The following is a 26995-nucleotide window of genomic DNA, read 5'->3' on the forward strand; positions in this document are numbered from 1 at the left end:
CCTATTCCCCGGTGCGCGGCGGTCCCATCCCTACCTATACCGTGGGAGCACCGGCCGGCGACGGAGGGCAACACACGCGTGACGAACGAGCAGATCAGGGTCCTGGTCGTCGAGGACGACGCCGACACGGCGCAGTACGTGCGCACGGTGCTGGAGCGGCGCGGCGGCATGGACGTGACGGTGGTCCACGAGCCGATGTCCGCGCTGGCCGAGGTGGCGGCACACCAGTTCGACGTGGTGCTGACCGACATCCAGATGCCCGGCATGAGCGGCCTCGAGCTGCTGGGGGAGCTGCGCTCGCGCGCCGCCGGGACGCCCGTCGCGGTCATGACGGCCTTCGCCAGCGTCGACTACGCCGTCGAGGCGCTGCGCCGCGACGCCGACGAGTTCCTGGTCAAGCCCGTCGGCGCGGCGACCCTGCTCGAGCGGATCTCCGCGCTCGCCCTCGAGGGTCGCGTCAAGCGCGACGCCGCCGGCGCCACCGAGACCGTGCTGGCCGTCGGGGCTCACCCGGACGACGTCGAGATCGGCGTCGGCGCCACCCTCGCCTCGCACCGCGCGGCCGGGGACACCGTCGTCATCCTCACGCTGTCCAGCGGGGCCATCGGAGGCGACGTGCAGTCCCGCCGGCACGAGGCGCTCTCGTCGGCCGCGATCATCGGCGCCCGGCTCTACCTGCACGACTACGAGGACACCCGGCTCGATCCCGCGGGCGGCCTCATCACGACCATCGAGGACCTCATCCGCGAGGTCGGGCCGACCATCGTCTACACGCACAGCGAGCACGACCGGCACCAGGACCACCGGGCCGTGCGGCAGGCCGTCGACGTGGCCGCGCGCAAGGTCCCGTCGCTCGCCTGCTTCCAGAGCCCCTCCTCGACCATCGACTTCCGACCGAGCCGCTTCGTGCCGGTCGACGGCTTCATGGAGGCGAAGCTGCAGATGCTCGCGGCGTTCTCCTCGCAGTCGCACCGCGACTACATGGAGCCGGACCTGGTTCGCGCGACCGCGCGGTACTGGTCGCGCTTCGGCACCGGGCAGTACGTCGAGCCGCTGGAGATGGTGCGCGCCGCGGCGATGCTCAGCGGCAAGGCACGGGCGGCCGGCGTGGTCGCCGTCGAGGACGCCGCCACGATCGACGAGCACGGAGGTCACGCATGAGGGTCCTGGTCACTGGCGCCGGGGGACCGGCCGGGGTCGCGGTGATCCGCTCGTTGCTGCGCCGCGGCGACGTCGAGGTGATCGCCGCCGACATGGACCGCTGGGCCAGCGCGCTCTACCTGGTCGACGCCGCGCACCGGCGGCTCGTGCCCGCCGGCAAGGCCGACGACTTCGTCGACGTCGTGCGCCAGATCGTCCGCGACGACCGCATCGACGTGGTCTTCCCGACGGTGGACGTGGAGCTTCCGCTGCTCGCGGCGGTCCGCGACGACCTGGGCGCGATCCTTGCCTCGCCGGCGCTGGCCACGCTGGAGACCTGCCTCGACAAGCTCGCGCTGGCCCGCGCGTGCGCCCGGACCGTCCGGGTGCCGCGCACCGAGCTGGTCGGCACGCCGCAGGCCGTCTCCGGCTGGGACTTCCCGGTCATCGTCAAGCCACGCCGCGGCGCCGGCTCGCGCGGGGTCCGGCTGGTTGGCTCGCAGGCCGAGCTCGACGCGGTGCACGACGCCGACGAGGACCTCCTGGTCCAGGAGCTGCTGCCGGGCGACGAGTACTCGGTCGACGTCCTGGCCGGCCTCGACGGCACGGTCATCGCCGCCGTGCCTCGCGCGCGCCTGCGGGTGGACTCGGGCGTCGCCGTCGCGGGGGTCACGGTCCACGACGAGGAGCTCATCGAGACGGCGTCGGCGGTCGCGCGTGCCGTCGGGCTGACGACCGTGGCGAACGTGCAGCTCAAGCGCGACGTCGACGGCCGTCCCGCGCTGCTCGAGGTCAACCCCCGGTTCCCCGGCGCGATGCCGCTGACGATCGCGGCGGGCGTGGACATGCCGTCGCTCACGCTCGACGCGGTGCTCGGCCGGCCCGTCCCCGACCACGTCGACTTCCAGGAGATCGCGAACGTGCGCTACCTCGAGGACGTCTTCCTGCCGATCGCCGACGTCCTGCCCCCACGATGAGCCCGTCGACCGACGGCGACCACCACGTCCACTCGACCTTCTCCGACGACGCCGTCAGCACCCCGGCCGAGAACCTCGCGGCCGCGCAGCGCCGGCACCTGCGCGAGATCCGGATGGTCGACCACGTCCGCGTCTCGGCGACCTACGTCCCCGAGTTCCTCGCGGTGGTCCGCGCCCTGCCGCGGCTCGAGGGGCTCACGGTCCTGTCCGGCGTCGAGGCCAAGCTCCTCGACGCGTCCGGCGCGGTCGACGCCCCGCCGGAGGTGCTCGCCGCCCTCGGCACCGCCCACGGCGCGGACCGCGTGCTGCTGGCCGACCACCAGGTCCCCGGCCCGGACGGCCCGTGGAGCCCGCGCGCCACGCGCGAGCGGATCGACGCCGGACTCGCCCCGGCCGACGTGGTCGAGATGCTGGTCACCGCGACGATCCGCGCCCTGCACGCGGTGGGCCGGGCCCAGCTGGCGCACCCGTTCTCGATCCTCCCGAAGATCGGCCTGACCGAGGACGACGTCCCGGACCAGCTGCTCGACGCGCTCGCGGAGGCGGCGGTCGCGACCGGGACGCTCGTCGAGGTCAACGAGAAGTGGCACTGCCCCGGCCCGCGCACCACGGAGCGGCTGCGGGCGCACGGCGTCCAGCTGGTCGCGTCGACGGACGCGCACGACGCGGCCGACGTCGGCGTCTACAGCTGGGTGCGCGGATGAGCGACGTCGGGCGCGCCGCCCTGGTCGCCGTCCTGGTCGCGCTCGTCGGCATCGGGGCCATCCCGGTGCTGGCCGGCCTCTACCAGTACCTGCTGGTGCCGGTGCACGCCTTCCGCAACCACCTGCGGCTCGCGGCACCGCACCTGCCCCGCGTGGTCGTCATCGTGCCCGCCTGGAACGAGGGCGCCGTGCTGGCCGCGTCGCTGGACCGGCTGATGGGCCTGGAGTACCCGCCGGACCGGCTCAAGGTGTTCGTCGTCGACGACGCGAGCACCGACGACACCCCCGACGTGGTCCGCGCCAAGGCGGCGCAGTACGACGACCGGATCGTGCACCTGCGCCGCGAGCAGGGCGGCCAGGGCAAGGCCCACACGCTCAACCACGGCATCCGGTCCGCGCTCGCGGACGACTGGATGCAGGCGCTGCTCATCATGGACGCCGACGTCATCTACCGGCCCGACTCGCTGCGCCGGATGACGCGCCACCTGGCCGACGAGAAGGTCGGCGCGGTCACCGCGTTCATCCGCGAGGGCAGCAGCAGGCCGGGCAGCGTCGCGCGGTTCATCGGCTACGAGTACGTGACCGCCCAGGCGGCCGCCCGTCGGGCGCAGAACGTCATGGGCGCGATGGCGTGCCTCGCCGGCGGCGCCCAGCTCCACTCGCGAGCCAACCTCGAGGCGGTCGGCGGCCGGGTGGACACGTCCACGCTCGCCGAGGACACGTACACCACCTTCCTCACGCAGCTCAACGGGCGGCGCGTGGTGTTCGAGCCGGCCTCCGTGGTGCTCGCCGAGGAGCCGGACAGCGTGACCGCCCTGTGGAAGCAGCGGGTCCGCTGGGCGCGCGGGAACGTGCAGATCACCCGCAACTTCCGCAAGGTCTGGTTCCGACCGTCCCGGACCCACCACCTGGGCAACCTCGACTTCGGGATCATCTGGTTCGCCATCTACCTGCTCCCGGTGGCCATGGTGTTCGCCGCCGTCGGCCTGGTCGGGCTGTACTTCACCGACGGGGTCACGGCCGCGGCGGTGTTCGAGGGCTTCTGGTGGGTGGCCGTCGTCGCGTACGTGTTCATCACCGCCACGACCCTGATGCTCGACCGGGAGACCGCCCGCCGGTCGTGGTTCCAGGGGCTCGCGTTCCCGGGGCTCGGGGCGCTCGTCGTCATGAGCGCGGCCTGGTTCCCCGGGCTCTGGGAGGTCCGCATCCCGGAGCTGCTGGGGCTGGAGATGAGCGCGACGGGCCGGGAGGTCTGGACGCTGACCCTCTACTCCTGGTCGGTGCTGGCGATGGTCCTCGCGTGGCTGGTCAAGCAGCTCGAGCGGGCGCGCCCGGTGCGGTGGCTCGCGCTGCCTCTGCTCTACGTGGTGGGGTTCGGTCCGGTGCTGTGCGCGATCACGCTGGACGCGTACGTGAAGCAGTGGCGGGGCGCGGCGGCCGTGTGGGACAAGACCGAGAAGACAGGACGGGTGATGGGATGAGCGACGAGTCCCGCCGATGGGCGACGCTGACGCCCGACGCCCTCGAGGACGAGATCCGGTCCAACCGGCGGTCGGAGCGCCGGCTGCTGGTCGTTGTCGGCCTGGTGTCCGTGGCGATCACCGTCGCGGCGCTGCTGCTGCACGGGGTCGTCGCGTGAGCCCCCGGGCGCTGGTCGTCGACGACGAGCCCGACGAGCTCGCCCTGATCAGCCGGCACCTGCGCCGGCTCGGCTGCGACGTCGTCGCCACCAAGAGCGCCGAGGAGGCGCTGGGCGACGAGCAGAACCTCGCCGTGGACGTCGCGTTCGTCGACCTCCGGCTGCCGGGCATGGGCGGCTGGGAGCTGGTCGACGTGCTGCGCGTGCGCCGCCCCGGGCTCCCGATCGTCGTCACCTCCGTGCTCGACGCCGACGACTACCCGCCGGTCGAGGCCTGGCTGCCGAAGCCGTTCACGCGCGAGGGCGTGGAGGGCGCGCTGACCCGGGCCCTCGGGGACGCTCCGTGACCAGCCTCTGGGCCGACGAGCCCGAGAACCTCATCGCCTCCGGCTCGCGCTACCTGCGGCGCCTGGCCCGGCACCTCGGCCCGGAGGGCGGTGTCGTCGAGCGTCAGCTGCCGTTCGTCGGGCTGTTCGCGTTCGCCCTGCTCACGCTCCTGTTCCTGCCGGACGAGAGGATGACCAGCGGGCTGGAGGTCGCGCTCGCCGCCGGCCTGGTCGTCGCGCTGACGCTCGCCGCCCGGCTGCTGCCGTGGAGCGAGTGGCCGGACGGCGCGCAGGACGTGCTGCCGATGCTGCAGTTCGTCGCCGTCGCGCTGCTGCGGGCGGGCACCGGCGGGAGCGGGTCCCCGTACACGACGCTCGCGTTCCTCCCCGTCATCGCCCTCGCGGCGCTGCCCGGCAAGAGACGCGTCGCGCTCGCGTCGATCGGCGTCGCGGGCGTCGTCGCCTCCTCGGTCCTGATCGGCGAGCAGTCGTTCAGCAGCGACACCCTGATCCGGACGGTCTTCGTCACGCTCGCCGCGACCCTCGTCGCGATCACCGTGCACGAGATCACCGACCGGCTGCGGGCCCGCAGCCAGGCGCTGCTGTCGCTGCAGATGGACCAGGCCGTCCTGCTGGACCAGGCCCGCGCCGACGCCGTCGAGCTCGCCCGGGTGGCCGACTCGCGCCGGGCCGCGAGGGACCAGCTGGTCTCGGTGATCGACTCCGCCACCGAGCAGGCCATCATCGCGACCGATGCGACGGGCCGGGTGGAGGTCTTCAACGCGGGCGCCGAGAGGCTTCTCGGCTACGGGCAGGGCGAGGTCGTGGGCCGGATGCGCCTGACCGAGTTCCACGACCGCGACGAGCTGGAGGCCCGCCGCGCGCTCCTGTTCGACGACGACTCGGCCGCCGACAACCCGCAGGTGCTCGTCGACGCCCTGGTGGCCCCCGCGCTGGCCGGGCGGCCCGAGGTCCGCGACTGGACGTACGTCGCGCGCGACGGCGTGCGGATGACGGTCCGGCTGGCCGTGACCCGGCGCACCGAGGCGGACGGGGCGACCATCGGGTACGTCGTGGTCGCCACCGACGTCACCTCCGAGCGCGAGGCCGCGCGGCTGCAGGACGAGTTCGTCAGCCTGGTCAGCCACGAGCTGCGCACGCCGCTGACCTCCGTGCTGGGCTACCTCGAGCTGCTCACCGACGGCACCGACCCGCTGACCGACGAGCAGCGCGAGTACCTCACGGTGATCGAGCGCAACGCCCGGCGCCAGCTGCGGCTGGTCGGGGACCTGCTGCTCAGCGCGCAGGTGGACGCCGGGCGCTTCGCGATCTCGCCGCAGCGCATCGACGCCGCCGACATCGTGCGGGCCTCGGTCGCGGCGGCGGCCCCCGCGGCCGAGGCGGCGGGCGTCACGCTCGTCCCGTCCGTGGCGCCGACCGTGCTCGACGCCGACCCGGTCCGCCTCGCGCAGGCGGTCGACAACCTGGTCTCCAACGCGATCAAGTTCACGCCGTCCGGTGGCACCGTCCGGATCGGCGTCGCGCCGGAGGGCGAGGGAGTTGGCTCCGGCGCCGTGATCGTGGTCGCCGACACCGGCATCGGCATCCCGCCCGACGAGCTCGCGCATCTCACCACGCGGTTCTTCCGGGCGTCGTCGGCCACCCGTCGGGCCATCCCCGGCGTGGGCCTCGGCCTGTCCATCACGAAGGCGGTCGTCGACGCGCACGGCGGGCGGCTCGAGATCACCAGCACCCTGGCCGAGGGCACGACGTTCACCCTCACGCTGCCCGCCACCCCGCCGGGCTGACGTACCCGCCCGTCACTTCGGACATCTCCGGATGTATCAGGCGGCTGCGGCCGGTCCCCTTCTGCCCGTGCGCCGAACGACGGCGCGGACAGGAAAGGGCTCGACCATGACCATCCTCAGCTCGCCGATCGGTGCGGACTACCGTCCCGCCACCGCAGCGGCCGTGCAGGCGCTCGCCGACTCCGGTGTCCCGGTGCACCTGCCCGGCACCGAGGCGTACGCCGCCCTCACGGGCACCAGCAACATCACCAAGGCGATCCGCCCCGCGGCCGTCGTCGCCGCGCGGGGCCCGGACGACGTCAGCCACACGCTGCGCCTCGCCGCCACCGCCGGCCTCCGCGTCGCCGTCCAGAGCACCGGCCACGGTGCCACGGAGACCATGGAGGACGCGATCCTGGTGAGCACCGTCGCCCTCGACGAGGTGACCGTGCACGCCGAGGAGCGCTGGGCGCGCATCGGCGCCGGCGTGAGGTGGGCGGCCGTCCTCGAGGCCTGTGCGCCGCACGGGCTCGCCGGCCTGGCCGGGTCGTCGCCGGACGTGGGCGTCGTCGGCTACCTCACGGGCGGGGGCCTCGGCCCGGTCGCCCGCACCCACGGCCTCGCCTCGGACACGGTCCGGGCGTTCGAGGTCGTCACCGGCGACGGCGTCGCGCGCCGCGTCACCGCCACCAGCCACCCGGACCTGTTCTGGGGCCTGCGCGGTGGCAAGGGCACGCTGGGCATCGTCACCGCGGTCGAGATCGACCTGCTGGAGCAGGCGTCGCTGTACGCGGGTGCCCTGTGGTTCGACGGGGCCGACGCCGACGCGGTGGTCCGGACATGGAGCCAGTGGTGCGAGCTGCTGCCGGAGGAGGGGACCACCTCGATCGCCGTCATGCGCCTGCCCGACCTGCCGATCTTCCCCGAGCCGCTGCGCGGGAAGACCTCGGTCTCCGTGCGGTTCGCCTGGACCGGCGACCCGGCCGTCGGCGAGGAGATGGTCCGCGCGATCCGCTGCCTCGCCACGCCGCTCATCGACACCGTGCGGGACATGCCGTACGCCGCCCTGGGCGACGTGCACACGGACCCGATCGACCCGATGCCCCTGCACGAGCACCACAGCCTGCTGGAGTCGTTCGACCTCGACGCCGCCGACCGGCTGCTCGAGCTGGTCGGCCCGGACGCGCAGTGCGCGCAGGCCATGGTCGAGGTGCGTCAGCTGGGCGGCAAGGTCCGCGACGACCGCGGGACGCCCAGCGCCTTCGCGCACCGCGACGCGGCGTTCTCCCTGTTCACGCTCGGGGTGATGATCCCGGAGGTCGCGCAGATCGTGACCCGGGACACCGCGCGGGTGCACGCGGGGATGGAGCCGTGGATGCGGGAGGGCGGGCTGCCCAACTTCACCGACACCGCGGGACCGCAGTGGGCCGATCGGGTGTTCACGCCCGAGGTGGCGCGTCGCCTGCAGACCCTGTCGATGGTCTACGACCCCGACGCGGTGCTGCTGTCGGCGCGGGGCGTGCGGTCCTGACACCGGCCGCGCCGGCTCCCACGGGGTCGGCGCGGTTAGGGCGCGGGCACGACCGAGAACGTGATCGAGACCTCGGTCGTGTCCGTGTACTGGGCGGACGTCGAGCCCACCAGCGGGCTGAGCAGCGCCGCCACGGCGAACGCGAGCACGACCCCGAGGCGGACCAGGCCGCCGCGGTCGACGGTGAGGAACCCGCGGCGCTCGCCCTTGCCGTTCGGGCGCTCAGTCGAGGAGGAGCTCATCGACCCTCCTGTCGGTCCCGTCGGGCGCGGGACGGTCACGCCTGGCCCGGCGCCCGTCGCCGATCGCCAGCAGCTCGAGCGTAGCGAGCGCGACGAGCGGAGGGACCAGCATCGCCGCGCGTCCTTGCGGGGACCCGGCCCACTGCAGCACCCAGCCCCAGCCCCTGTGCACGGCCAGCTGCACGCCGCGGATCCGGGTGATCGGCGTCGCGTTGACGTCCGCGTCCCGGTTGGCGTCGCCCTTGGTGACCACGTACGACTTCGTCTTGGGGTTCCCGTCGGCGTCGAGCTTCGGGACCATCTTCCCGGTGGCCTCGTCGGCCTCGAGCTCCGGCAGCTTGCGCAGCGCCACGATCCGGTGCGTGACCAGCTCGTTCGAGCCCATGGGCCAGAACGAGATGATCTGGCCCACCTTGAGGTCGGACTCGTCGGAGATCGCCCGGAGCACGACGGCGTCGCCCGCGTCGAACTTCGGCGCCATCGACCCGGACGTCACGATGAGCAGGCGCTGGTGGTGCACCTGGAACCACAGGGGGACCGCCAGCGAGGCGACGTAGGCCGTCCCGCACACGATGATGACCGTCCAGAGCGCGACGCCGAGGAGCCGACGCCACGTGGGCTTCGGGGCACGAGAACGCCGCCGACCGAGCACGCGCGGCGCGCGTCGGTCGACGGCGGGGGCATCTCGTTGCCCGTCAGACCAGGAAGCCATCAGATCAGGGGTTGTTGGCCGTCTGCTCGGCGTTGAAGATCAGGTCGAGCGTGACACCGCCGGCCTGGTACGCGTTGCCGGCCGACGTCGGGAAGTCGACGCGCGCGCAGATCCACTCGGTCGGGTCGGCGACGGACAGGACGCGGTCGCCGTCCTGGAAGCCCTGCACGTTGCTGCCGACCAGCGGGGTGAGGGTCCCCGGCCACGGGGTGACCGTGCTGGCTGCGTTGAGCGGGGTCTGCCCGGTCGTGCCCAGGTCGTTGCACTGGGCTGCCGGCAGGTCGAAGACGGTGAGCTCGAGCACGTCACGCAGGTCGCCGTCGGTCGCCACCGGGGCGCCCGTGTCGTCGAGGAGCGCGGGGTCCAGCAGTCCCGGGGCCGAGGGTGCGATCTCCGCCTGGTACGAGATGGAGTAGCGGAGCTCGAGCGAGCCGCTGCTGCTGACCTGCAGCGGCGCAAAGGTGGCGTCGCCGGGCGCGAGGTTCTGCGGCGTGAAGGCGAACGTGGTGCCGTCCCCGATGACGAGGTCGACGGTGCCGGTCTGGATGTCGGCCGACGTCGCGTCGTTGTCGGAGAAGAGGGCGGACGTCGTGAGGGTCGTGGCGCCGATGGCGGCGAGGCCGACGATCGCGACCGTGGTCCAGAGCCGACGACCGCGGGGCGCGTCGCGGTGCACGGGGGCCGGGTCGATCATCTCCTGCAGCAGGTCGTCCATCATGAGGAAACCCTCCTTGGGCCGAGAGTCGAAACTGTTGCATCGACACCTCGTGGCCCGACTTGAGCCGAACGCACGATACTCACCCGTTCGTGTTCTCTGCGCCGGGCGTCCGTGGCGGACGGACGTGGCGCGTGCTCACGCGCGGGGTGGCGACCGCCACGCTGCCCCGGCTGCCCCGTCCGCGGCGGGGCCGCGGGACCGACTGCGTCAGCGGCAGGTCGGCCGCGGGCACGGCCTGCGAGTAGAGGAATCCCTGGGCCTGGTCGACGCCGAGCCGGCGCAGGATGACGGCCGTGGCCTCGTCCTCGACGCCCTCGGCGACCACCCGCAGGTCGAACGAGTGGGCGAGGTCGACCATCGCCTGTACGACGACCTCGGAACCCTCCCGGCCGCCCACGCCCAGGTCCGCGACGAACAGGCGGTCGATCTTCAGCTCGTCGACCGGCAGGTCCCGGAGCTGCGAGATCGAGGTGTTCCCGATGCCGAAGTCGTCGATGGCCACCCGGATCCCGAGCGCACCGAGCCGCTCGAGCACGGGCACCACCCGGGAGGGGTCGGCCACCAGCGCCGTCTCGGTGATCTCGACCTCGAGCAGGTCGGGCGGCACGGCGTGCTCCTCGAGGAGCGACTCGATGAGGTCGACCACGGCGGCCGTCGTGACGTCGTGCGCCGAGAGGTTCACGGCGACCGGCGTGGCCCGGCCCTCCTCGCGCCAGGCCGCCAGCTGCGTCACGCACTCGGTGAGGGCGTAGCGCGTGACGTCGTGGATGAGGCCGGACTGCTCGGCCAACGGGATGAACGTGGTGGGCGGCAGGACCCCGCGGGTCGGGTGGACCCAGCGCATCAGCGCCTCGAGCCCGACCGTCCGGCCCGTCTCCAGCTCGATCTTCGGCTGGTAGTGCATCCGCAGCTCGCGCGGCGCGTCCGGCGCGGGGGTCAGCGCGCGGTGCAGGTCGCCCAGCAGCACCAGGCGGGCCGGCGACGAGTCGTCCTCGTCGGCCGAGTAGACCGAGACACCCGTGCGGTGGTGCTTGGCGGCGTACATGGCGACGTCCGCGGTGCGCATCAGCGACGACGGGTCGGTGGCGTGGTCGGGCAGGCACGCGACGCCCACGGACGTGTCCACGTGCAGCGGCAGCTCGCCCAGCATGAACGGCGGCACGAACAGGCCGCGCACCCGGCGGGCCAGGCGCTCGGCGTTGGCGACGGAGCGCACGTCGGGCAGCAGGATCGCGAACTCGTCGCCACCCAGGCGGGCCACGATGTCCTCGTCGCGCAGCGCGCCGCGCAGCCTCTCGGCCACCTGCTCCAGCAGCTCGTCGCCGCGGTCGTGGCCGAGCGAGTCGTTGATGTCCTTGAACCGGTCGATGTCGAGCAGCATGAGGCCGACGCGCGAGCCGGTCTCCTCCGCCTCGAGGATGGTCCGCCGCATCCGCTCGGCGAGCATGCGCCGGTTGGGCAGGCCCGTCAGCGAGTCGAGCAGCGCGAGCCGGGCGTTCTCCAGCGCGGTGGCCTGCAGCCGTCGCGACGCGGTGAAGACGGTCCGGAAGAGCACGAGCCACAGGGCCAGCAGGCCGAGGCCGACCACCAGCGACACCGTGCGCACGGCCCGGGCGAGCGCCGTGCTGGCCGCGGTGTGGTCGAGCATGACCTCGGCGGCGCCGACGATGTCGTTCGGGTCGCTGCCCGCCGCGGCGTCGGTGGTGTCGGTCTGGTTGGCGCGCACGGGCACGTAGACGTCGAGCACCTGGCGCTCCGTGCCGCCGGTGTCGGCGACGTCGTCGCCCCGCACGTCGGTGATGACCCGCGCGTCCGGCGCCGGTGCCCCGCCGGTGGTCACCGCGTCGAGCCGGTTGCCGTCCGGGAACCCCGAGGTTGTGCCCGGCGCGGAGCTGTAGATGAGGGAGCCGTCCAGGCCCCAGAGCCGCAGCTCGACCAGCCGATCCCCGAACCCGGCCGTCGCGGCGGAGACCTGCCGCGCCTCGCTGACGGTGAGCACGTCCGGCGCGAGGAAGGAGTCGGTCGGCACGGAGGCCGTCGCGTAGGTCTGCACGGTCTGCGCCGTCGCGGTGCCGTCGTTGATGGCCTGCTGCCCCATGACGCTCCACGTCACCCAGACCAGGGCGAGTCCGAGCACGGCCATGGCCACGCTGCTGATGACCGCGAACGAGCGGGTCAGCGGCCAGCGACGGCGGGTGGCTCTTGGCACGTGGGACCTCACGAGCTGGTGCGAGCACGGGTCGGGAGAGGGTCCGCGCTGAGGCGAGAGTATGCGGTACATCCGCCCAGGAGCGACACCCCAGGTCAGAGATTCGTCCCGGCGCGTCGGGAACGTCCCCAGCCGGTGCGCGGTTGCACCGGACGCCGACAATCTTTCTGGAGGATCCGATGACGTACGAGGTGACCAAGACCGACGAGCAGTGGGCCCTGGAGCTCCAGCCCCAGGAGTTCGCGGTCCTGCGTCGGGCCGGGACCGAGCGGGCGTGGACGGGCGAGCTGCTGGACGAGAAGCGAGAGGGTGTCTACCGCTGTCGCGCGTGCGGCAACGAGCTCTTCCGCTCCGACACCAAGTTCGACTCGCACTGCGGCTGGCCCAGCTTCTTCTCGCCGCTGGCCGGCGACCGGGTCGAGCTGATCAGCGACCGCAGCCTGGGCATGGTGCGCACCGAGGTGCGCTGCGCGAGGTGCGGCTCGCACCTCGGGCACGTGTTCGACGACGCCCCGCAGACCCCCACGGGCGACCGGTTCTGCATGAACTCCGTCAGCCTGACGTTCGACGCGGACGCCTGATCGGGCGCCCGTTCGGGGTGTCGTCCGGCGCGCCGGGCCCGACACCCCGGACGGGTGACGTCCGGATGGTCGACACGGCTGAAGTCTGTGCGACCGCGTGCCGATAATGCCTGCGTGGAAGATGTCCTGACGGTGCGGCGATGGAGGCGTTACGGCGCCGACCGTCTCTATGTCACGCAGGAGACCGGTGCCCGGGTCGGATCGGTCGACCTGCAGTCCGGCGAGGTCGTGGTCGACGACCCCCACTTCGAGAGCGGCCTGCGCCGCGCGGCCCAGGCCTACCTGCGTGCCGACGTGGCCGAGCTGGCCATGACGCTGCCGACGCAGAACTCCGGTTCCTTGGCTCCTGCGGACGAGGCGGCGCTTCAGGCGTGGCTCGGCGGCGCGGACTGGGACACCATCGACCTCGCCGCGATCCGCGGCGAGCGGGGCAGCTCGGTGCGCACCCGGCTCGAGCGCCTGGGCGACGAGGGCTGGCAGGTGGTGCACGACGTGCCCCTGGGCCGGCAGGGCAGCCTGGTGGAGCACCTGCTCATCGGTCCCGCCGGCATCTTCACGGTCGCGGAGCGCAAGCACCCCGGGCAGCACGTCGTCGTCGAGGGCCGCACCCTCGAGGTCGACGGGCGGTCCATGTCCTACCTGCGCGACGCCCGGCTCGAGGCCACGCGTGTCCAGGGCGCGCTGCTCGCGGCGGCCTGCGCGGCGATCACCGTGCGCGGTGTCGTGGTGGTCCAGGGCGACCTCGAGGTGCGCACGGTCCAGCCCCAGCACGACGCCTTCGCCATCACCCGCCAGGACGTCCAGGCGGTGTTCCGCGCGATGCCGGTCCGGCTCGACCCGCAGCGCATCGCGGCGATCGCCCACGTGGCCCGGCAGCGCACCACCTGGTCCCGCTGACGGCGTCTGGGTGTTGACACCCCCATCCGCGCGGTGATCTGCTGAAACGCTCCCACCCTCCCGGGTGGCGATGCAGCGTTTCTCGTGCCGGTCCCGGCAGGATGTGACCGTGGTCGACGAACAGTTCCGGCAGCTCGAGCGTGAGCTCGGCCTTCTCCTGCGCCGCGCCCAGGCCTCGTCGGCGTCGATCTCGCGGGACGTGCACCCCGATCTCGAGCCCGCCGCGTACTCGCTCCTGGCGCTCATCGCCGCGACCCCCGGTGTGCGGGCCAGCGACCTGGCGACGCACATCGGCGTCGGTCGCGGCACCATGTCCCGGCAGCTCGCCCGGCTGGGGTCGTTGGGCCTGGTGTCCCGGCGGCCCGACCCCGACGACTACCGGGGACAGCTGCTCGAGCTCACCGACGAGGGCCGGCACCGCTTCGAGACCGCGCAGGGTGCCCGTCGCGAGTTCCTGCGCCGCGCGCTCTCGGGATGGAGCGAGGACGAGATCGAGGCGCTGGCCTCACAGCTGGGTCGCCTGAACGAGAACCTCGCCGCGGCGCGCCGCGCGCACTGACGCGGGGGCCCACAGGCTCAGACGCGCCGCCCGGTCGGAGGGGTCGGGCGGCGCGTCTGGCTCTTACAGCGAGCTGAACCTGACCACGAGCGAGAGCGCACCGAGTGCGGCGCTGACGATGCCGAGCACGAGGCCCGTCGTTGCCTGCCCGCGGCCCAGCGGCGGGTAGCCCTGTGCCTCGAACGCGTTGGCGCGCCTCAGACCACGGGCGGACCAGACGATCCCCGCGATGGCGACGACCAGGTACCCGCTGATGACGAAGCTGATCGCCGCCGCGATGACACCGTTGAAGGCCAGCGAGTTCCGGCCGCGCGCCAGGTCGATGTCGGGGCGGTTCTTGGCGACCCGTTCCCGACGAGGGAGCGCCTTGAACTGCTCCTTGCTCATCGAGCCGACCACGATGCGGCCCCCGGCCATCCCGTCCCCAGGCCGATCCGCGTCGAGTGGGACGGCGGGTGCGTACGGCATCGCCGACCTCTGCGCCGGAGGCGGTGTGCCATACACCGGCTGCCCGTAGGCCGGCGACGACGCCACAGCGTTCGGTGCGGAGTACACCGGTGAGAACTGCTCTGTGGGTGCCGCGTGGGCGGACACGTGCGCGGTCCACGCGTTGCCGTCGTGCCAGCGTTGCCCGCCCGGGCTCGCGTTCGGGTCGGGGTCCGGGTACCAGCCGGGGGTGGTCGACGGCATCGGGGCCTCTCGCGAGCGGAACGGTTGCCCGGGTCATCGGCATCGGGGCCGGCCGCCTTGAACGCGACAGCGCCCCGCGACGGTCGTCGTGGGGCGCTGTCGGGCGGGGGTCAGTCCCGGGTCGAGACCTTCTGCTCGGCCTCGAGGGCGTCGAGCTCCGCGTTCACGGCGGCCTCGGACGTGGCCGGCGCCAGCATCTCGCCCTCGGACTCGAGCAGCTGCTCGATGCCCGAGCGGGTGCCCAGCGGCACCTCCTTGAGGAACAGCACGGCGATCAGCGACACCAGCGCGACGGGCGCGGCCACGAGGAACAGGTCCGCGATGGCGTTGCCGAAGGCCTGCTCGACGACGCCGCGGATGTTGTCCGGGAGGGTCGACAGGTCGGGGATCGCGCCGCTGGCGCCCATGGCGGCCGGGTCGATGCCGAGGCCGGTGAGGCCCCGGGCAATCAGCGTGGTCACCCGGTGGGAGAGCACGACGCCCAGCGCGGACACGCCGAGCGCGCCGCCGAGGGTGCGGAAGAACGCGACCGTCGACGTGCCGGACCCGATCTCCTTGACGTCCAGGGTGTTCTGCACGGCGAGCACGAGGTTCTGCATGAGCATGCCCACGCCCGCGCCGATGATCACCAGGTAGAGGCCGACCAGCGCGAAGCTCGTGTCGAAGTGGATGGTCCCCATGAGCCCGAGGCCCGAGGTGAGCAGGACGGCGCCGGCGACCATGAACTTCTTGTACTTGCCGGTGCGGCTGATGATCTGGCCGGAGATGGTCGAGGAGACCAGCAGGCCGACGATCATCGGGATGGTGAGCAGGCCCGACTGCGTCGGCGTCTTGCCGCGGGCGAGCTGCATGTACTGGCTGAGGAACACCGAGGTGCCGAACAGGGCGACGCCGACCGCGATGCTGGCGACGACCGCGAGGACCAGCGTGCGGTTCTTGAACAGGTGCAGCGGGATGATCGGCTCGGCGGCGCGCGACTCGACCCAGATGGCGACGGCGATCAGCAGGAGCGAGCCGCCGACCATGACGGCGGTCTGCCACGAGGCCCACTCGAACGAGCTGCCGGCGAACGTGATCCACAGGAGCAGGGTCGCGATGCCGAGCGAGATGAGCGTCGCGCCGGCGTAGTCGATCTTCACCTTGCGGGACTTGCGCGGGGGCAGGTGCAGGGTGCGCTGCAGCACGATGATCGCGGCGACCGCGAACGGCAGGCCGATGAAGAAGTTCCAGCGCCAGCCCGGGCCGTCGGTGATGACGCCGCCGAGCAGCGGGCCGCCGACCATGCCGATGCCCATCACGGCGCCCATGAGGCCCATGTACTTGCCGCGCTCGCGGGGGCTGATGATGTCGGAGATCAGGATGGTGCCCAGGGCGGTCAGACCGCCGGCGCCGATGCCCTGCAGGGCGCGCATGCCGATGAGCATGCCGGTGGTGTGGGAGAACCCGGCGAGCGCCGAGGAGACCACCGAGATGGTCAGCGCGAGCTGGATGAGCAGCTTGCGGTCGACCAGGTCGGCCAGCTTGCCCCAGATCGGCGTGGAGATCGTGGTGGTCAGCAGGGTGGCGGTGACCACCCAGGTGAAGGCCGACTGGGTGCCGTTCAGGTCCGAGATGATCCGCGGCAGCGACGAGGAGACGACGCTCGTCGCGAGGATCGAGACGAACATCCCGAGCAGGATGCCCGACAGCGACTCGAGCACCTCGCGGTGGCTCATCTTGGGTGCCGGTGCCGGTGCCGGTGTCTCGGCCGTGCTGGTGGGTTCGACGGGCGTGGTGGTGCTGGACATGGCTCGCTCTCGTGGTGCTCGCAGGGTGGATCAGGCTGTGTGGATCTGTGTGGATCAGGTGGGGCCGGATCAGGCGGGGGTGAGGACGTCCTCGGCGGGGACGAACCCGGAGACCGCCGTCGTGAGGCGGTCGAGCGTCGCGGTCGCGGCGTCGAGCTCGGGGGTCGTCCAGTCGCGGAACACCTCGTGCGTGCGACGGTCGAGGGCCTCGCCGATCTCGACCGCGAGCGACAGGCCCGCGGGGGACAGCCGGACGGTGCGGACGCGCCGGTCCCCGTGGTCGACCGCGCGCTCGACCAGCCCGTCGTCGACCAGCTGGCTGACGTGGCGGCTGGCCACGGAGATGTCGACGCGCAGCGTGTGCGCGATGTCGCTCACCTGGAGCGTGCCGCGACGCTGCAGGATCCGCAGGATCGTCAGGGTGCCCTTGGAGCAGCCGATCTCGCGGGCCACCCCCAGGGACGACTCGCGCAAGGCGCGGCTGAAGGCCTCGATCGACCGCAGCAGCGTCTGCGGGGGCGTCTCGGGCAGGTCGGACGACATGGCACTCCTTTTGTTGCTCGACGCAACCATACGACTAATGCTTGCTTCAAGCAATTGAGCGCGTGATCTGTTCCCGGCACAGCGACGCGGCCGGGCCCGTGGAGGGGAGCCCGGCCGCGCGCGGTGTGACCGTCAGGCGGGGGTCGCCGTACCCCGACGGCTGCGGTCGACCTTGACGCCCTCCATGTCCTCCAGCTCGACGCCCTTGGTCTCGGGCACCTTCCAGAGCGTGAAGAAGAACGACAACGTCGCGAAGATCGCGTACATCAGATAGGGGATCGAGGCGCCGAACTTGTCGAGCAGCGGCGGGAACGTCACCGTGATGAGGAAGTTCGCGATCCACTGCGCGGCGGCGGCGACGCCGAGCGCCGCGGCGCGGATGCGGTTGGGGAACATCTCGCCCAGCAGCACCCAGACCAGCGGGCCCCACGTGGCGCCGAAGAACACGACGAACAGGTTGGCGGCGATCAGGGCGACGACGCCCCACGACCCGTCGAGCGTGACGTCCTTGCCCGTGCCCGACGACTGCGTGAACGCGAGGGCCATGATCCCGAGGGTGACCGCCATGCCGAGGGAACCGGTGAGCAGGAGCGGTCGGCGGCCGACCTTGTCGATGAGCGCGATGGCGATGAAGGTCACCAGCACGTTGGTGATCGACGTGATCGTCGAGACCATGAACGACTGGCTCTCCTCGAACCCGACCGCCTGCCAGAGCGTCGTCGAGTAGTAGAAGATCACGTTGATGCCGACGAACTGCTGGAACACCGACAGCAGGATGCCGACCCACACCACGGGCAGCAGCCCGAACCGCGGGCCCTTGAGGCTGGCCTGCGCCTTGAGCTTCTTGTCGGCCGCGATGGTCTTCTCGATCTGGACGACGTGCGCCTCGACGTCGTCGCCCTCGGCCAGCGTCGTCGCCAGCACCTTCTTGGCGTCCTCGCGCTTGCCCGTGGCGATGAGGTAGCGGGGCGACTCCGGGATACGCAGCGCGAGGATGCCGTACACGGCCGCGGGGATCACGGCGACGATGAACATCCACCGCCACGCCTCGAGCCCGAGCCACAGCTCCTCGGACGCGCCGCCCGCCGCCGTCTGCAGCAGCTGGTCGGAGAGCAGGGCGGCGAAGATGCCGAGCGTGATGGCGAGCTGCTGCAGGGAGCCGAGGCGGCCACGCATGGCGGCGGGCGCGATCTCGGCGATGTAGGCCGGCGCGATGACGGACGCGATACCGATGCCGATGCCGGCCATCACGCGCCACAGGACCAGGTCCCAGACGCCGAACGCGATACCCGAGAGGATCGAGGAGATGAAGAAGAGGACCGCGCCGAGGAACATCACCTTGGTGCGGCCCCAGCGGTCGGCCAGCTTGCCGCCGAGCCACGCGCCGAAGGCGCAGCCGAGCAGGGCCACCGCGACGACGAAGCCCGTGAGCGTCGACCCGATGTCGAAGGTGCTCTGGATGCTGTCGACCGCGCCGTTGATGACCGAGCTGTCGAACCCGAAGAGGAAGCCGCCGACCGCGGCGGCGATGGCCAGCGCGATCGCCTTGTTCTTGTACGGGTTCGGCGGCACGGCCGCGTCCCCCGTCGACCCCTGCGGCGACCCTGTCGCGTGGGACATGACCTGACCTCCCTCGCCCCCGGGCCGCTCCCGGGAGATCAACCCCACCTTGGCCCCGGCGCGGTGGGTGCGCACGTCGAAGGGGTCGCCCGGCGAGAGACGGCGCTGCGTGCTGGCCTGACGCCGGTGTCCGGGGGATCATCGTGCGATGAACGGCACAGGCGGGGGCGACGGCGGGGCCAGACGACCGCGACGGCCCGCCATGCTCGATCCGGCCGCGGCCGACGAGCTCCCCGGCGGGTACGACCCGGCGCTGCGCAACGAGGCGGCGCACACGACCGCGGCGGCGCTGGTGCACCAGGGCCGGGCCAACACCGACCCCGACGTCGTCGCGCGGCTGGTGTCGCTGGTCGAGACCGAGGGCCTCGACGTCGTCGCCGCCCTGTGGTCCGAGAGCCCGGCGGACACCCTGCCGGGGGCGCTGTGGCGGCTCTACGTGCTGCGCGAGTGGGTGCGCCGCGACCCCACGACGATCGCCGACCGCTACCGCCTGGGTGTCACGGCGGCCCCCGTGCACGACGTGGTCGCCGGTGTCGCGGACACGGCCGGACCCGCGGACGTGCGCGCCGTCGCCGACGCGGTGCTCTCGGGCGTCTACACCGGTGAGCTCGACGTCGCGCTCGAGCGTGCGGCCGCGTTCTGCCGGGTGCTCGCCACCGGCGCGGCGTTCGACGCCGACCACCTGGACGACGTCGACCCCACGGGTGCCGTGCGGCTGACGCGCGGCGCCGCCTCGCTGGTACGGACGGCGGAGGAGCTCGAGCACGCGGCCTCGTTGTGGCGGGCCGACCGGCTCGAGTGATCGCGCAGGGGTGAATCCGCAGGTCGGGCGGCTGGGGGCCGCGCGTCACCCGGCCGCCGCCGTTGCTGGGCCGACCTCCGGGCGTACGATCGATCTCGACGTCGGGCCGCGGTAGCCCCGGGCTCCATCTCAAGCCGCTTCGAGCGGCCACGCGCCGAGAGGCGCTCCGCGGTCCGGCGTCGCCCATGTCTCGGGGTCGAGCAAGGGGCCTCCACAGACGTCATCCGGCTGTCACCATGTGTCCATGCGCACGTCGACGTGCGTTAGGCATTCCCTTGACCGTGACCTAGCCTGATCCCGTCCTCCCACCCCTTTCTCCGGAGCCTGCCGTGCGCCTGCGCCTCACCCCGCGCGACACCACGTTCTTCGACCTCTTCGCCGCCCAGGCGGTCCACCTCGTCACCGGGGCGAACCTGCTGGGCGAGATGCTCGGGGCCGACCGCTCCACCCGCAAGGAGATCGGCAAGCGGATCGCCGACGCGGAGCACGAGGCGGACGACGCGACGCACTCGATCATGCGTCGCCTGAACCAGACGTTCGTCACGCCGTTCGACCGCGACGACATCTACATGCTCGCCTCGAGCCTCGACGACTGCATGGACTTCATGGAGGAGGCCGCGGACCTCATCGTCCTGTACAAGGTCGACGAGCTGCCGCCGCGGGTGTCCGACCAGGTCCAGGTGCTCCAGCGCGCGGCCGAGCTGACGGCCGAGGCCATGCCCCGTCTGCGCTCGATGGACTCGCTGTCCGAGTACTGGGTCGAGGTCAACCGCCTCGAGAACCAGGCCGACAAGATCCACCGCAAGCTCCTCGCGCAGCTGTTCGACGAGGTCGTCGACCCGATCGAGCTCATGAAGGTCAAGGAGATCGTCGAGAAGCTCGAGGACGCCGCGGACGCGTTCGAGAAGGTGGCCAACACCGTCGAGACCATCGCGCTCAAGGAGTCCTGAGCGCGGTGGAACTCGCGCTCGTCATCATCGTTGTCGCGTTCGCGCTCGGATTCGACTACACCAACGGGTTCCACGACGCCGCGAACGCGATCGCGACGTCGGTGTCCACCCGGGCCCTCACGCCCCGCGCCGCGCTCATCATGGCGGCCGTCTTCAACCTCCTCGGCGCGCTGCTGGGCACCCAGGTGGCCACGACCATCGCCGAGGACATCATCAGCATCGGCGGCGTCTCCTCCCAGGAGGCGCTGATCATCGTGCTGTCGGCGCTCATCGGCGCGATCACCTGGAACCTCATCACGTGGCGGCTCGGCCTGCCCTCGTCGTCGACCCACGCCCTGATCGGCGCACTGACGGGCGTCGGGATCGCCTCGGGCGTCACCGTGCACTGGGACGCGATCCTCGACAAGGTCGTCATCCCGATGGTGCTGTCGCCGTTCGTCGGGTTCTTCCTCGCGTTCCTGCTGATGGTGGGCGTGCTGTGGCTCGTGCGGAACTCCGCGCCGGCCCGCACGATGCGGCGCTTCCGGGTCGCGCAGACCGCGTCGGCGGCGGCGATGGCACTCGGCCACGGCCTGCAGGACGCGCAGAAGACCATGGGTGTCATCGTGCTCGCCCTCGTCGCGGGCGGGTTCTACAGCGGTGACACCATCCCGCTGTGGGTCAAGCTGTCGTCCGCGCTGGCGATCTCGCTGGGCACGTACTCGGGCGGCTGGCGCATCATGCGCACGCTCGGCCGCAAGATCATCGAGCTCGACCCGGCCCGCGGATTCGTCGCCGAGTCGGTCGCCGCGTCGGTGCTGTACGCGAGCGCCTACTGGCTGCACGCCCCCATCTCCACGACGCACACCATCACGTCGGCGATCATGGGCGTCGGTGCCACCAAGCGGCTGTCCGCGGTCCGCTGGGGCGTCGCCAAGAACATCGTGTACGCCTGGGTGCTGACCATCCCCGCGGCCGCTCTCGTGGCGGCCGGCGTCTACTACGTCCTCAACCCGATCCTGACGTTCCTGACGGCCTGACCTCTGACCGCCGGACCTCTGACCGCAGGGGGTCAGTCCTCGTGCGGGCGGTGCGTCTCGGTCGCCACGACGCGAGGGCCCTTCGGCGTCTGCGCCACGTGCGCGACGAGCACCTGCGCGGGGTGCAGGAACGGGTCCGCGGTGGGCAGCGCGTCGGCGACCTGACGGGTGGCGTGCTGGGCGAGGACGTCGACGACGGTCGGCAGCACCGGACGGTGGGTGCAGACCACGACGTCGCCGGCCGACTGCAGCAGCCCCAGCACCTCGGCGGCCACCCGCGCGGGCGACGTCGAGTGCTGCGCCTCCGTCAGGATGCTCGAGATCTCGGGCGCGACCTGCGCGGCGGCGGCGTAGGGCTCGACCGTCGTGACGCACCGGGCCCACGCGCTGGTGACCACGCGGCCGACGCCGAAGGTCGACAGGACTGAGATGAGGGCGCGGGACTGCCGGTGGCCCTCCGGCGTCAGGGGGCGGTCGAGCTCGGTGCCCTTCCAGGTCGACCGGCGGCGGGCCGTCCCGTGCCGCGCGACCACGAGGGCCCGCGTGTCCAGCCGGCCCTTGTCGTAGGCCTCGACCAGCGAGACCAGCGGCTCCCGGTCGTCGTCGCGCGTGAGCCTCTTGGCCGCGGTGCCGACGTCGAACCAGCGCAGCTGGTCGATCTCCTTGGTCGACGCCGGGGGCACCGGGGGCCGGGCGCGCAGGGCGGCGGCGTCCGGCCGGCCGGCCACCTGCGCGGCCCAGTAGTGCACCCGCTTGCGGCGGCCGTCGGACAGGGAGTACTCGAGGCCCGGCAGGGGGACGCCCAGGACCACGTCGTGACCCGTCTCCTCGGCCACCTCGCGCGTCGCCGCGGCGAGGATCGTCTCGCCGGGGTCGACCTTGCCCTTGGGCCAGGACCAGTCGTCGTACCGAGGCCGGTGGACCAGGGCGACCTGAAGCCGCCCCAGGCGCACGCGCCACACGATGGCCCCGGCCGCCTCGACGACGGCCGGCGCCTGGGTGGGGCTCACCGAGCGGTACCGGGCCGACGCCGCTGCCGGTTGATCAGCACGGCCTGCAGGTCCGCCAGCGGTCCGTCGGGGCCGAGGTGGTGCCGGACCCACGAGCCGTCCGGCTCGAGGTGCCACGACGAGGTGCCGTCGTCCATCGACTCGTCGAACAGCTCCACCAGCTCGCTGACCTGTTCCGCGTCGGAGATCCGGACCAGGGCCTCCACGCGGCGGTCGAGGTTGCGGTGCATGAGGTCGGCCGAGCCGATGTAGATCTCGGGGCCCTCGAAGCTCGCGTCCTCGGGCGGGTCCGACGCAGCGAACGCGAAGATCCGGGAGTGCTCGAGGAAGCGCCCGAGGATCGAGCGCACCCGGATGTTCTCCGACAGGCCCGGCACCCCGGGGCGCAGCGCGCAGATGCCCCGGATGACCAGGTCGACGGAGACGCCGGCACGCGACGCCCGGTACAGCGCGTCGATCGTCGCCTCGTCGACCATGGAGTTGACCTTGATCTTGATCCACGCCGGGTGACCGTCGCGCGCGGCGGCCGCCTCCCGGTCGATGCGCTCGATCAGGCCGGCACGCACGGAGCGGGGCGCGACGAGCAGGCGGTGGAACCGGGACTTCGGCGCGTACCCGGACAGCTGGTTGAACAGCCGCGTGAGGTCCTGCCCCACCTCGAGGTCGCTGGTCAGCAGGCCGAGGTCCGTGTACAGCCGCGCGGTCTTCGGGTTGTAGTTGCCGGTGCCGATGTGGCAGTAGCGGCGCAGCCCCTCGCCCTCCTGGCGCACGATCAGCGACAGCTTGCAGTGCGTCTTGAGGCCGACGATGCCGTAGACCACGTGGACGCCGGCCTGCTCGAGCTTGCGGGCCCACGAGATGTTGTTCTGCTCGTCGAAACGGGCCTTGATCTCGACCAGCGCCAGCACCTGCTTGCCGGCCTCGGCGGCGTCGATCAGGGCGTCGATGATGGGGGAGTCGCCCGACGTCCGGTACAGGGTCTGCTTGATGGCGAGCACCTGCGGGTCGGCCGCGGCCTGCTGCAGGAAGGTCTGCACCGAGGTCGAGAACGAGTCGTACGGGTGGTGCAGCAGGATGTCGCGCTCGCGGATCTTGGCGAACATGTCCGCCGGCGTCGCGCTCTCCACCTCGGCTAGCTGGCGGGCCGTGGAGGCCACGAACCGCGGGAACTGCAGCGAGGCACGGTCGAGGTCCGCGATGAGGTTGAGCCCGGTCGCGTCCAGCGGGGCCGGCAGCTGGTAGACCTCGTCCTCCGCCATGCCGAGCTCGCGGATGAGCAGGTGGCGGATGCGCGGGCTGATGCTGTCGGCGATCTCGAGCCGCACGGGCGGGCCGAACCGGCGGCGCAGCAGCTCCTTCTCCATGGCCTTGAGGAGGTTCTCGGCGTCGTCCTCCTCGACCTCCACGTCCTCGTTGCGGGTGACCCGGAACGTGTGGTGCTCCTGGACGACCATGCCGGGGAACAGGTGCTCGAGGTGCTCGGAGATGACGTCCTCGACGGGCACGAACGACATCGGGCCCTTCTCGGGCGACGCGGCCTGCACGTCGGGGGCGCTCGGCCGGCCCGACGCGTCGACCGCGATGAACCGGGGGAGCAGCGGCGGCACCTTGACGCGCGCGAAGTGCTCCTTGCCCGTGGTCGGGTTGGTCACCACGACCGCGAGGTTCAGCGAGAGCCCGGAGATGTACGGGAACGGGTGCGCCGGGTCCACCGCCAGGGGGGTCAGCACCGGGAAGATCTGGCGGCGGAAGAACTTGCGCAGGCGGTCCTGCTCGCTCTCGCCCAGCTCGTCCCAGCGGACCAGCGTGATCCCCTCGTTGGCCAGCTCGGGCTGCACCTGCTCCGCGAACACCGCCGCGTGGCGGGCCATGAGCCGGTGGGCCTCCTCGCTGATGTTCTCGAGGACCTGGCGCGGGGACTGGCCCGAGGCGGCGGTCACGGCGATCCCGGTGGCGATGCGGCGCTTGAGGCCGGCCACGCGGACCATGAAGAACTCGTCGAGGTTGGACGCGAAGATCGCCAGGAAGCGGACGCGCTCGAGCAGCGGGATGTCGCGGTCCTCGGCCAGCTCCAGCACACGCTGGTTGAAGGCGAGCCACGAGAGCTCCCGGTCGAGGAACCGGTCGTCCGGCAACGGCTCCAGGTCGGCGATCGGCTGCTCGTCGATCTCGGCCTGCGCCATGTGCTCGGCGATGTGAGCCGCCAGGGACGGTTCGATAGCGGGGGCGTCCGTCATACGCCCATCGTGACACCCGCAGGTGAACTCTTGGTATCGGAACCGAACATCACGTCCACCGCGGACCGCACGAAGCCCGCCCGCTCGTACGTGTGCACCGCGACCGTGTTCTCGGCGCCGGTGTACAGGATCGCCGTCCGCAGGCCCCGTCCTGCCAGGTGGTCGAGGCCCAGCGCGGTCAGGGCGCGCCCCAGCCCCAGGCCCTGCGCGTCGGGGTCGACGCCGACGACGTAGATCTCGCCGACGGGCTCGTCGCCGTGCTCGCCGCCCTCGTGCACCTTGGTCCACACCGACCCGAGCAGGATCCCGTCGCGCTCCGCCAGCAGGAACCCGGCGGGGTCGAACCACGGCTCCGCCTCCCGGGCGCGCAGGTCCGCCGACGTCATCCGGCCCTGCTCCGGGTGGTGCGCGAACGCGCGGGAGTTCACGCGCCGCCACGCGTCCTCGTCCTGGCCCGGCACGAACGGGCGCACCCGGACCTCGGGCGGCAGGACCGGTGCCACGGTGGTCCGCGTCGTGAGGTCCAGGCGCATCTGCAGCAGCTCGCGGACGACGGTCATCCCCGCGTCGTCGGCGAACGCGCGTGCCGGCGGCAGGTCGCCGTGCGCCCAGACCCGCAGCTCCCGGTCCCGGACGGTCCTGGTCTCGGAGAGCGCGCGGGACAGCAGCGCCCGCCCGACGCCGGCCCGACGGTGCTCCGGGTCCACGACGAGCTCGGCCTTGACCGACGACTGCGACCCCGTGTCGAGCTGCGCGTACCCGACCAGGCCGTCCGGTCCCTCGGCGCGCAGGTGGATCACCGGGGCCTCCGGCTCGGTCAGCCACAGCAGCGGCTGCTCGGACAGCGGCGCCACCCCGTCCGCCGCGGTGGCCCGCTCGGCCAGGGCGCGGACGGCGTCGGCGGTCGCCGCGGTGAGCGGACCGGCCGTCGCACTCACGATGACCTGCGCGGACACGTCGTCGACCATGGGCCCATCCCACCACGCGAGCGGCCGGGCCCGTGGCCCCTCCCGGGTGAGCGGGTACGTTGGTCGGGCCATGGACCCCTCCCCGAGCCCCCCGACAGCCACCGGCGGGACCCCGGACACCCGTCGGTCCCGGCGAGCGCGTCGACCGGGAGCCGGCCAGGACCCCGTCGACGTCACCGTCGTGGTCGTCGGCGCCGGGCAGGCCGGACTGTCCGCGGCCTACCACCTGCGCCGCGCCGGCCTCGTCGCCGTCGGGGAGCCGCACTGGGAGCACGCGGACGCGACGTTCGTGGTGCTCGACGACGCCCCGCAGGCCGGGGGTGCCTGGCAGCACCGCTGGCCGGGCCTGACGATGGCCGACGCGCACGGCGTGCACGACCTGCCCGGCATGCCCCTGCTGGTCCCCGACCTGGACGAGCCCGCCGCGTTCGCGGTCCCGTACTACTTCGCGCAGTACGAGGAGGCCTTCGAGCTCCACGTCCAGCGGCCCGTCCGCGTCGAGCGCGTGGATTCGGACGGGGACCGTCTGCTGGTGCGGTCCCGCAGCGTCGAGCGGTCCGGCGAGGCCGTCGTGTGGCGGGCGCGCGGGCTCATCAACGCGTCCGGCACGTGGCAGAAGCCGTTCTGGCCCGCCTACCCCGGCCGCGGCGGCTTCCGTGGCCGGCAGCTGCACTCCCACGACTTCCAGCTCCCCGAGGACCTGGCCGACGGGCACGTCGTGGTGATCGGCGGCGGCACCTCGGCCGTGCAGCTGAGCCTCCTGCTCGCGCGGGTCACGACGACCACCTGGGTCACCCGCCGGCCGCCCCAGTGGCGCGACGAGGCGTTCACCCCCGAGGTCGGCCGCGACGCCGTCGCCCAGGTGGACGAGCGCACCCGGGCCGGGCTGCCGCCGCAGAGCATCGTGAGCGTCACCGGGCTGCCGCTGACCCCCGCGTACCGTGTCGGGATCACCGCCGGCGTCCTGCGTGCCCGCCCCATGTTCGACCGGATCACCTCCGACGGCGTCGAGTGGGACGCCCCCGACGAGCCCGGCGACGGCTGGGTGGGCGGACCGGCCCGCGTCGAGGCGCGCACGCTCCTGTGGTGCACCGGCTTCCGGGCATCCCTGGACCACCTGGCTCCCCTCGGCCTGCGCGCGCCCGGCGGGGGCATCGTCATGGACGGCACCCAGGTGGTGGCCGATCACCGCATCCAGCTGGTCGGCTACGGCCCGAGCGCCTCGACCGTCGGCGCCAACCGCGCCGGCCGTGAGGCCGCCCGCAACCTCCGGGGCTTCTGGGAGGGCTGAGGGCCCGCGGCGGACGACGAAGGGCCGGGTCCCCACGACCCGGCCCTTCGTCGGTC

At 72.6% G+C, this 26995-nt stretch carries 26 protein-coding genes; 15 read left to right on the forward strand and 11 right to left on the reverse strand.

Annotated elements, in window-relative coordinates; translation table 11 throughout:
* Positions 1 to 78: 78 nt before the first annotated feature.
* The 8 genes from AC1DWH_RS13790 to AC1DWH_RS13825 all read left to right on the forward strand — a co-directional run bounded on the left by AC1DWH_RS13790 (position 79) and on the right by AC1DWH_RS13825 (position 8104).
* Positions 79 to 1161, forward strand: a complete 1083-nt coding sequence (locus AC1DWH_RS13790) for a PIG-L deacetylase family protein (RefSeq protein ID WP_477094155.1) — start codon at positions 79 to 81, stop codon at positions 1159 to 1161.
* Positions 1158 to 2117 carry an ATP-grasp domain-containing protein gene (locus AC1DWH_RS13795; protein ID WP_477094156.1) on the forward strand — a complete coding sequence of 320 codons (960 nt, stop codon included), beginning with the start codon at positions 1158 to 1160 and terminating at the stop codon, positions 2115 to 2117. Before AC1DWH_RS13790 ends, AC1DWH_RS13795 begins: the two co-directional genes overlap by 4 nt.
* Entirely contained in the window at positions 2114 to 2821 is a 708-nt protein-coding gene (locus AC1DWH_RS13800; RefSeq protein WP_477094157.1) for a PHP domain-containing protein, read from the forward strand. The genes AC1DWH_RS13795 and AC1DWH_RS13800 overlap by 4 nt, the downstream gene beginning before the upstream one ends.
* A complete protein-coding gene (locus AC1DWH_RS13805; protein WP_477094158.1) occupies positions 2818 to 4302 on the forward strand; it encodes a glycosyltransferase family 2 protein in 1485 nt (494 codons plus the stop codon). Before AC1DWH_RS13800 ends, AC1DWH_RS13805 begins: the two co-directional genes overlap by 4 nt.
* Positions 4299 to 4460, forward strand: coding sequence for a hypothetical protein (locus tag AC1DWH_RS13810; protein ID WP_477094159.1), 162 nt, complete (start codon positions 4299 to 4301; stop codon positions 4458 to 4460). Before AC1DWH_RS13805 ends, AC1DWH_RS13810 begins: the two co-directional genes overlap by 4 nt.
* Positions 4457 to 4807 carry a response regulator gene (locus tag AC1DWH_RS13815; RefSeq protein WP_456846878.1) on the forward strand — a complete coding sequence of 117 codons (351 nt, stop codon included), beginning with the start codon at positions 4457 to 4459 and terminating at the stop codon, positions 4805 to 4807. The genes AC1DWH_RS13810 and AC1DWH_RS13815 overlap by 4 nt, the downstream gene beginning before the upstream one ends.
* Complete coding sequence (locus tag AC1DWH_RS13820) at positions 4804 to 6594, forward strand: sensor histidine kinase (RefSeq protein ID WP_477094160.1); 1791 nt, start codon at positions 4804 to 4806, stop codon at positions 6592 to 6594. Before AC1DWH_RS13815 ends, AC1DWH_RS13820 begins: the two co-directional genes overlap by 4 nt.
* Positions 6595 to 6700: 106 nt before the next feature.
* Positions 6701 to 8104, forward strand: coding sequence for an FAD-binding oxidoreductase (locus AC1DWH_RS13825; RefSeq protein ID WP_477094161.1), 1404 nt, complete (start codon positions 6701 to 6703; stop codon positions 8102 to 8104).
* Positions 8105 to 8139: 35 nt separating this feature from the next.
* Here AC1DWH_RS13825 and AC1DWH_RS13830 read toward each other — a convergent pair whose 3' ends face one another.
* From AC1DWH_RS13830 to AC1DWH_RS13845, 4 genes are all read right to left on the reverse strand, one after another.
* Positions 8140 to 8346, reverse strand: a complete 207-nt coding sequence (locus AC1DWH_RS13830) for a hypothetical protein (protein ID WP_477094162.1) — start codon at positions 8344 to 8346, stop codon at positions 8140 to 8142.
* Positions 8327 to 9058, reverse strand: coding sequence for a signal peptidase I (locus AC1DWH_RS13835; protein ID WP_477094163.1), 732 nt, complete (start codon positions 9056 to 9058; stop codon positions 8327 to 8329). The genes AC1DWH_RS13830 and AC1DWH_RS13835 overlap by 20 nt, the downstream gene beginning before the upstream one ends.
* A gap of 4 nt (positions 9059 to 9062) precedes the next feature.
* Entirely contained in the window at positions 9063 to 9776 is a 714-nt protein-coding gene (locus AC1DWH_RS13840) for a TasA family protein (RefSeq protein WP_477094164.1), read from the reverse strand.
* A gap of 79 nt (positions 9777 to 9855) precedes the next feature.
* Positions 9856 to 11985 (reverse strand): putative bifunctional diguanylate cyclase/phosphodiesterase, encoded by a 2130-nt coding sequence (locus AC1DWH_RS13845; RefSeq protein ID WP_477094165.1) that lies wholly within the window; start codon positions 11983 to 11985, stop codon positions 9856 to 9858.
* A gap of 179 nt (positions 11986 to 12164) precedes the next feature.
* Here AC1DWH_RS13845 and msrB point away from each other — a divergent pair, with 179 nt between their 5' ends.
* From msrB to AC1DWH_RS13860, 3 genes are all read left to right on the forward strand, one after another.
* Positions 12165 to 12566 (forward strand): peptide-methionine (R)-S-oxide reductase MsrB, encoded by a 402-nt coding sequence (gene msrB, locus AC1DWH_RS13850; protein ID WP_477094166.1) that lies wholly within the window; start codon positions 12165 to 12167, stop codon positions 12564 to 12566.
* A gap of 114 nt (positions 12567 to 12680) precedes the next feature.
* Positions 12681 to 13463, forward strand: a complete 783-nt coding sequence (locus AC1DWH_RS13855; RefSeq protein ID WP_456845563.1) for a nuclease-related domain-containing protein — start codon at positions 12681 to 12683, stop codon at positions 13461 to 13463.
* A 109-nt stretch (positions 13464 to 13572) separates the two neighbouring features.
* Positions 13573 to 14022 (forward strand): MarR family winged helix-turn-helix transcriptional regulator, encoded by a 450-nt coding sequence (locus tag AC1DWH_RS13860; RefSeq protein WP_456845562.1) that lies wholly within the window; start codon positions 13573 to 13575, stop codon positions 14020 to 14022.
* A gap of 63 nt (positions 14023 to 14085) precedes the next feature.
* Here the strand turns inward: AC1DWH_RS13860 and AC1DWH_RS13865 are convergent, their stop codons facing one another.
* The 4 genes from AC1DWH_RS13865 to AC1DWH_RS13880 all read right to left on the reverse strand — a co-directional run bounded on the left by AC1DWH_RS13865 (position 14086) and on the right by AC1DWH_RS13880 (position 18662).
* Entirely contained in the window at positions 14086 to 14712 is a 627-nt protein-coding gene (locus AC1DWH_RS13865) for a DUF2510 domain-containing protein (protein ID WP_477094167.1), read from the reverse strand.
* Between the two features lie 110 nt (positions 14713 to 14822).
* Entirely contained in the window at positions 14823 to 16499 is a 1677-nt protein-coding gene (locus tag AC1DWH_RS13870; protein ID WP_477094168.1) for an MDR family MFS transporter, read from the reverse strand.
* 69 nt (positions 16500 to 16568) lie between these two features.
* Positions 16569 to 17042, reverse strand: a complete 474-nt coding sequence (locus tag AC1DWH_RS13875; protein ID WP_477094169.1) for a MarR family winged helix-turn-helix transcriptional regulator — start codon at positions 17040 to 17042, stop codon at positions 16569 to 16571.
* A gap of 132 nt (positions 17043 to 17174) precedes the next feature.
* Positions 17175 to 18662 (reverse strand): sugar porter family MFS transporter, encoded by a 1488-nt coding sequence (locus AC1DWH_RS13880; RefSeq protein WP_477094170.1) that lies wholly within the window; start codon positions 18660 to 18662, stop codon positions 17175 to 17177.
* Positions 18663 to 18864: 202 nt separating this feature from the next.
* On the opposite strand from AC1DWH_RS13880, the gene AC1DWH_RS13885 reads away from it, so the two are divergent.
* From AC1DWH_RS13885 to AC1DWH_RS13895, 3 genes are all read left to right on the forward strand, one after another.
* Positions 18865 to 19464, forward strand: coding sequence for a hypothetical protein (locus AC1DWH_RS13885; RefSeq protein ID WP_477094286.1), 600 nt, complete (start codon positions 18865 to 18867; stop codon positions 19462 to 19464).
* A gap of 329 nt (positions 19465 to 19793) precedes the next feature.
* Entirely contained in the window at positions 19794 to 20414 is a 621-nt protein-coding gene (locus AC1DWH_RS13890) for a DUF47 domain-containing protein (RefSeq protein ID WP_477094171.1), read from the forward strand.
* A 5-nt stretch (positions 20415 to 20419) separates the two neighbouring features.
* Positions 20420 to 21433 (forward strand): inorganic phosphate transporter, encoded by a 1014-nt coding sequence (locus AC1DWH_RS13895; protein WP_477094172.1) that lies wholly within the window; start codon positions 20420 to 20422, stop codon positions 21431 to 21433.
* A 32-nt stretch (positions 21434 to 21465) separates the two neighbouring features.
* Here the strand turns inward: AC1DWH_RS13895 and AC1DWH_RS13900 are convergent, their stop codons facing one another.
* From AC1DWH_RS13900 to mshD, 3 genes are read right to left on the reverse strand one after another with little or no spacing between them, the layout of a single operon-like run.
* Positions 21466 to 22443: an NUDIX hydrolase gene (locus AC1DWH_RS13900; protein WP_456845554.1), complete on the reverse strand. Its 978-nt coding sequence runs from the start codon at positions 22441 to 22443 to the stop codon at positions 21466 to 21468.
* Entirely contained in the window at positions 22440 to 24680 is a 2241-nt protein-coding gene (locus tag AC1DWH_RS13905; protein WP_477094173.1) for an RNA degradosome polyphosphate kinase, read from the reverse strand. The genes AC1DWH_RS13900 and AC1DWH_RS13905 overlap by 4 nt, the downstream gene beginning before the upstream one ends.
* On the reverse strand, positions 24677 to 25648 hold the full coding sequence (gene mshD, locus AC1DWH_RS13910) for a mycothiol synthase (protein WP_477094174.1): 972 nt from the start codon (positions 25646 to 25648) through the stop codon (positions 24677 to 24679). Before mshD ends, AC1DWH_RS13905 begins: the two co-directional genes overlap by 4 nt.
* A 70-nt stretch (positions 25649 to 25718) precedes the next feature.
* Between mshD and AC1DWH_RS13915 the strand changes: the two genes are divergently transcribed.
* On the forward strand, positions 25719 to 26939 hold the full coding sequence (locus AC1DWH_RS13915) for an NAD(P)-binding domain-containing protein (protein ID WP_477094175.1): 1221 nt from the start codon (positions 25719 to 25721) through the stop codon (positions 26937 to 26939).
* Positions 26940 to 26995: the final 56 nt, after the last annotated feature.

This window comes from Cellulomonas sp. P2_F12, from assembly GCF_056403775.1.

What these genes read in the sequence shown, in the direction of transcription:
- AC1DWH_RS13795 (WP_477094156.1), top strand. Translation starts at nt 1,158, where the DNA reads ATGAGGGTCCTGGTCACTGGCGCCGGGGGACCGGCCGGGGTCGCGGTG.
- AC1DWH_RS13800 (WP_477094157.1), top strand. Translation starts at nt 2,114, where the DNA reads ATGAGCCCGTCGACCGACGGCGACCACCACGTCCACTCGACCTTCTCC.
- AC1DWH_RS13805 (WP_477094158.1), top strand. Translation starts at nt 2,818, where the DNA reads ATGAGCGACGTCGGGCGCGCCGCCCTGGTCGCCGTCCTGGTCGCGCTC.
- AC1DWH_RS13810 (WP_477094159.1), top strand. Translation starts at nt 4,299, where the DNA reads ATGAGCGACGAGTCCCGCCGATGGGCGACGCTGACGCCCGACGCCCTC.
- AC1DWH_RS13825 (WP_477094161.1), top strand. Translation starts at nt 6,701, where the DNA reads ATGACCATCCTCAGCTCGCCGATCGGTGCGGACTACCGTCCCGCCACC.
- AC1DWH_RS13830 (WP_477094162.1), bottom strand. Translation starts at nt 8,346, where the DNA reads ATGAGCTCCTCCTCGACTGAGCGCCCGAACGGCAAGGGCGAGCGCCGC.
- AC1DWH_RS13835 (WP_477094163.1), bottom strand. Translation starts at nt 9,058, where the DNA reads ATGGCTTCCTGGTCTGACGGGCAACGAGATGCCCCCGCCGTCGACCGA.
- AC1DWH_RS13840 (WP_477094164.1), bottom strand. Translation starts at nt 9,776, where the DNA reads ATGATGGACGACCTGCTGCAGGAGATGATCGACCCGGCCCCCGTGCAC.
- msrB (WP_477094166.1), top strand. Translation starts at nt 12,165, where the DNA reads ATGACGTACGAGGTGACCAAGACCGACGAGCAGTGGGCCCTGGAGCTC.
- AC1DWH_RS13865 (WP_477094167.1), bottom strand. Translation starts at nt 14,712, where the DNA reads ATGCCGTCGACCACCCCCGGCTGGTACCCGGACCCCGACCCGAACGCG.
- AC1DWH_RS13870 (WP_477094168.1), bottom strand. Translation starts at nt 16,499, where the DNA reads ATGTCCAGCACCACCACGCCCGTCGAACCCACCAGCACGGCCGAGACA.
- AC1DWH_RS13875 (WP_477094169.1), bottom strand. Translation starts at nt 17,042, where the DNA reads ATGTCGTCCGACCTGCCCGAGACGCCCCCGCAGACGCTGCTGCGGTCG.
- AC1DWH_RS13880 (WP_477094170.1), bottom strand. Translation starts at nt 18,662, where the DNA reads ATGTCCCACGCGACAGGGTCGCCGCAGGGGTCGACGGGGGACGCGGCC.
- AC1DWH_RS13885 (WP_477094286.1), top strand. Translation starts at nt 18,865, where the DNA reads ATGCTCGATCCGGCCGCGGCCGACGAGCTCCCCGGCGGGTACGACCCG.
- AC1DWH_RS13905 (WP_477094173.1), bottom strand. Translation starts at nt 24,680, where the DNA reads ATGACGGACGCCCCCGCTATCGAACCGTCCCTGGCGGCTCACATCGCC.
- mshD (WP_477094174.1), bottom strand. Translation starts at nt 25,648, where the DNA reads ATGGTCGACGACGTGTCCGCGCAGGTCATCGTGAGTGCGACGGCCGGT.
- AC1DWH_RS13915 (WP_477094175.1), top strand. Translation starts at nt 25,719, where the DNA reads ATGGACCCCTCCCCGAGCCCCCCGACAGCCACCGGCGGGACCCCGGAC.